Below are 4,457 nucleotides of genomic sequence, written 5' to 3'. Positions count from 1 at the left end.
GTAGTCCGTATGAACGGTGCGTTCTGGGCGTGGCGCGCACACCACTCGGGACGAGGGATCGCGTGGCGACGACCGCCGCCGCGGATAGCTGCCAGTGCATTGGTCGGGGTGCCCGCCCGCGAAGTCGCCAGCGACCGCGGACGGCGCGAGTGACTCCCAGCGCCTAGCCAAAGGCCTTGCACAAGGCAGCGTGCGCCGCTCACAAGTGTCCGTACATGCTGCTTCACCCGATCACTTTCGGCGGGTTGGAGCATTCCATCGGAAAGACGACCGCCCGCGTCAGCGCCCTCTGATGGAAATACGGAATGCAGCAACGAAGTCTCCCAGGCATCTCGCAATCGACACGTCGACGATCGGATCGCACCCTAGCCGCACGCACGTGACATCGGTTTCTGGCGCTATTTGCTGGAATTGGGCCACCAACCCTCGCAAACGCCGCCCCACGCTCGTGGAGGCCCGATTCGCCTGAGAGTATTGCGGCGGGGATTCAGTAAGCCGGGAGCATCTCGACACATGCAGCGACTACCCGTGATCGCCAGCCTGCTGGCACTGATTGCCTCGCCAGCCACGGCCGCACACGAGAGGCAAGCGCCACGACACGAGGTGGCGGCGATTGAGATCGACGACGTCGACCAACACCACCTCGCCCCGAAGCCCTGGACGTCCCTGGACGCCCTGGACGGTCCAGAGAGATTTCAGTTCCTCGTGGTGACCGATCGCACAGGGGGCGCGCGGGAAGGCGTGTTCGCCGATGCAGCCGAGAAGATCGATCTCCTGCAGCCCGCATTCGTGATGTCCGTGGGCGACTTCATCCAGGGCTACACCGACGATGAGCAAACCCTGCACGCGCAATGGAACGCCTTCGACACCATCGTCGACGGCATCGATGCGCCCTTCTTCTACACCCCCGGCAACCACGACTGGCAAAACGAGGCCATGGCCAAGGTGTGGACGGAACGCTTAGGGAAAAGCTTCTATCACTTCCGCTACAAGGACACGCTCTTCCTCGTCCTCAACTCGGAGCTGTTCGATCGACGTGACGCGCCGTGGTGGCGCTACGAGTGGACGCAGCTCTTCGCGGACGAGCAGGCCGAACAGCTCGCGTATCTCGAGCGCGTGCTAGCGACCCACGATGACGTGCGCTGGACCTTCGTGTTCGTGCACAAACCCTACTGGCGCCCGCGCTGGGCCCATCCGCCGAAGGGCGAGGAGAGCCCACAGACGGGGCCTTGGCCTCAGCACGACTACGTGCCGCCCGAGTGGGTACAGGTGGAGGAAATGCTGGAGAACCGCGACTACACGATCTTCGCGGGACACCTACACACCTACGAGTTCGACGGCAGCGACAGCGACGCCTCGCACACGCACGACAAGATCGCCCTCGCCACCACCGGGGGCGTCAGCTCACTGCGCGGCGTCGAGTACGGGGAGTTCGATCACATGGTGTGGGTAACGATGACGCGCGACGGCCCGGTCATCGCCAACCTGCTGCAGCAGGGCATCCTGCCGAAGGCGTTTCCGATGCCGAAGCAGCGACCTTACTGGGTGGACTGAATCCGCTGACGGGGCTGTGAGCGTCAGCGGATCCCGCGGTCAGGTCTTCTTGCGTACGTACAGGACGAGGCTGTGGTCCTCGATTTCGTACCCGTACTTCTCCGCGATTTCGTGCTGAATCCGCTCGATATCGTCGTTGACGAATTCGATCACTTCGCCCGTCTCGACGCAGACCATGTGGTCGTGGTGCTCGCCCTCGTCGAGTTCGAACACCGAGTGGGCGCCCTCGAAGTTGTGCCGCGTCACGAGGCCTGCGCCTTCGAACTGGGTCAGCACGCGATACACGGTGGCGAGGCCGATTTCCTCACCCGAGTCGAGCAACGCCTTGTAGATATCCTCAGCGCTCAGATGGCGCTGCTCACTGCCCTCGAGGATCTCGAGAATCTTCAGGCGCGGCAGGGTGACCTTGAGGCCGGCCTTGCGTAGGTCTTTCTGTTGGAGCATGAGGAAAAGTCCTGGTTGATCAGCGCGGCCGAATCCCCTGGCCGCGACCGCAAAGTATGGCGGATCGGCCAGCGCGACACCATGCGCGGGCGTGCCCAGACCGGGCGCTGGGGGCGTACACCACGTTTTTCGCCGCCGGGGCCGTGAGCCTCCGGCGCTGGTGCGAGTGGGAATGCTCATTAAGCGCATTCCAGATCGCATGAACGGGCCGTAGCGCGGTTCGACTGTCCTCGCAGCATGCCGAGGTCTGTAAGCCACGCGACGGCCTGATCCGGCCACTCGGTGGTGATGGCAGCGGAAGTCGGGCGCAGACCGAACGCGTGACACCCGTCGGCGTAGAACCTCATGTCCACGGCGACGCCCGCCTCGTGCAGCGCCATCCCGTAGGCGATGGATTGGCGCACGTCGTTCACCCGATCGTTCATCGCGTGGATCAACAGCGTGGGCGGTGCCTCGCTGCTGATGGTCATCCAGGGGGCGAGCGTCAGGGCCTTTGCGTCGCGCTCCTCGGGCAGAAAGCGTCCGGGGTAGAGCACCACCGCGAAGTCGGGCGTCGAGCGCTCTTCATCAGCGTCGTCGATAGGTGCGTAGGCGCGTTCCCGCGCGTTGCTCAACGCGGCCGCGAGGTGCGCGCCTGCAGAGAAACCGATCACTCCGATCTTCTGCGGGTCGATGCCGTAGGCGGTGGCGTCTCGCCGCAGCAGGGACATCGCCCTTTGCGCGTCTTCCAGGGGGAGCAGGTGTTCCGGCGGCACGCGCACACCGTTACGGCCAGCGCGCCAGGTCTGGGGCACGCGGTACTTCAAGAGGACGCACGTGACACCGTGGGCCGTGATCCAGTCGCACACCTCGGTGCCTTCCAGGTCCATCGCCACCGCCGCGTATCCGCCGCCGGGCAGTACGAGCGTCGCCGCGCCGGTAGGCTCTCCCTTTGGCCGGTAGATCGTCATGGTCGGGCGCGACACGTAGGTTGCCCAATGCCAGGGGCGCCCGGCGATGAGGGGGGAGCCGCTGCCGATCATCTCCTGATGGCCGTCGAGGTCCGGCGACGCGATGGTCGCCCCCTCGGGCCAGAGCGGTACCTGGTCGCCATCGGCGTCGGGCACCCACACCGTGTTCGGCACCTCCACCTTGTCGACCTTCTCCCGCGCGCAGGACTCGGCGAGGGCCGCGGGAGCGGCCAAGGAATGGACACCGCCTACGAGCAGAACTATCGCCAATATTAGGTCGATACGCCTCACCTCAACTCTCCCATCACTTCGCTCAACGACGGATTGCCACCGCCAGCATTGACAAAACTCAACATAGGTAGATTTAATAGCGCCATGGCTCGAAAACGCAAGCTGTCCGAGAAAGCACGCCTAGTGCTCGCCGTCATGCTCCGCAGCGCCGGGCGCTGGTCCCACGGCTACGACCTGAGCAAGGAGACAGGCGTAAGGTCTGGCACGCTGTACCCGCTGCTGCTGCGGCTGGAGGAGCAGGGCTATCTCGAAGCGCAATGGCAAGAGGCCACGGAGCGCGGGCGGCCGCCCCGCCACGCCTATCGGTTGACGGACGCTGGCGTCGAACTGGCGCGGCAGAACCCTCCGGAACTGCCGAGCAACAACGCCCTTGCCCGCGCCAGGCCCGCCAGATGAGCCTGAACCTCTCGCGGGCGGTCGCCACCCGCTTGTGCGACGTCATCCGTTGGCTGGAGGCGGGATCCGCGCGGGCGTGGGGAGCGGCGATCCGCCGCGAGCTGGACGCGATCGACGATGACGGCGAAGCGCTGAGCTTCGCCGTGCAGGCGTTCATCGGGATGCTGCCGATCGCTCTCAAGGCCCGACTGTTCGGGTCACTCCTAGAGCGGGTACGCCGCCTTACCTTACTCCTGACTCGCCCACGCCCTTTGGCGATAGCCTGCGGTGCGGGCGCCGTGCTGTTGGGGTTGGCCTTTATGCTCGCCGCCGATGCGCCACGCAGCTATGGCCTCGCAAATCTCTCAGCCCTCATCGCAGCCGTGGCGCTGTGCCGGGCATCTGGGGTGCCCGTCCCCTTTGGCCGGCGTGACCCCGCAACCGTCGCGCTGTTGCTAGCTGCCCTACTCTTTGGATCCACCGTGCTCGGCACCACAGTCGACGGCATCACCCGCTGGGTCCACCTGGGGCCGCTTGCTGTTCAGCCGAGTCTTATCCTGTTGCCCGCCCTCTTGGTGACGTATTCATACCGCGCGACGGCAACGTCGACAGCCGCCGTGCTGATCGCCGTCGTCGCCCTCGCGATGCAACCCGACAGCGCTATGCTCGGGGTGACCGCCCTTTGCACCGGCTTTGTCGCCGTCGCCAGGAAGCGCCTGGCCACCGCCGGCGTCACAGCTGCTGCGTGTGCGGCACTCCTTCACACATCCTCGCTACCCGCGCGATTGGAGCCGGCACCCTTCGTGGACGACGTGCTCTACGCTGCATTCGAGGCGCATCTGC

General features: G+C 65.4%; 5 protein-coding genes. 3 read left to right on the top strand and 2 right to left on the bottom strand.

Annotated elements, in window-relative coordinates:
• The first annotated feature begins 513 nt into the window (after positions 1–513).
• Complete coding sequence (locus tag AAF184_24855; GenBank protein ID MEO0425588.1) at positions 514–1,554, top strand: metallophosphoesterase; 1,041 nt, start codon at positions 514–516, stop codon at positions 1,552–1,554.
• A gap of 39 nt (positions 1,555–1,593) precedes the next feature.
• Here AAF184_24855 and fur read toward each other — a convergent pair whose 3' ends face one another.
• Together fur and AAF184_24845 are read right to left on the bottom strand one after the other, a co-directional pair.
• Positions 1,594–1,998: a ferric iron uptake transcriptional regulator gene (gene fur, locus AAF184_24850; GenBank protein MEO0425587.1), complete on the bottom strand. Its 405-nt coding sequence runs from the start codon at positions 1,996–1,998 to the stop codon at positions 1,594–1,596.
• 179 nt (positions 1,999–2,177) lie between these two features.
• Positions 2,178–3,182 (bottom strand): alpha/beta hydrolase, encoded by a 1,005-nt coding sequence (locus AAF184_24845; protein ID MEO0425586.1) that lies wholly within the window; start codon positions 3,180–3,182, stop codon positions 2,178–2,180.
• A gap of 141 nt (positions 3,183–3,323) precedes the next feature.
• On the opposite strand from AAF184_24845, the gene AAF184_24840 reads away from it, so the two are divergent.
• Both AAF184_24840 and AAF184_24835 read left to right on the top strand, forming a co-directional pair.
• Entirely contained in the window at positions 3,324–3,635 is a 312-nt protein-coding gene (locus AAF184_24840; GenBank protein MEO0425585.1) for a PadR family transcriptional regulator, read from the top strand.
• A partial coding sequence (locus AAF184_24835; protein ID MEO0425584.1) for a hypothetical protein occupies positions 3,632–4,457 on the top strand: 826 nt, incomplete at its 3' end. The genes AAF184_24840 and AAF184_24835, both read left to right, overlap by 4 nt.

This window comes from Pseudomonadota bacterium (genome assembly GCA_039815145.1).
GTDB lineage: Bacteria > Pseudomonadota > Gammaproteobacteria > Steroidobacterales > JBCBZW01 > JBCBZW01.
This window is presented reverse-complemented; position numbering and strand designations above follow the sequence as displayed.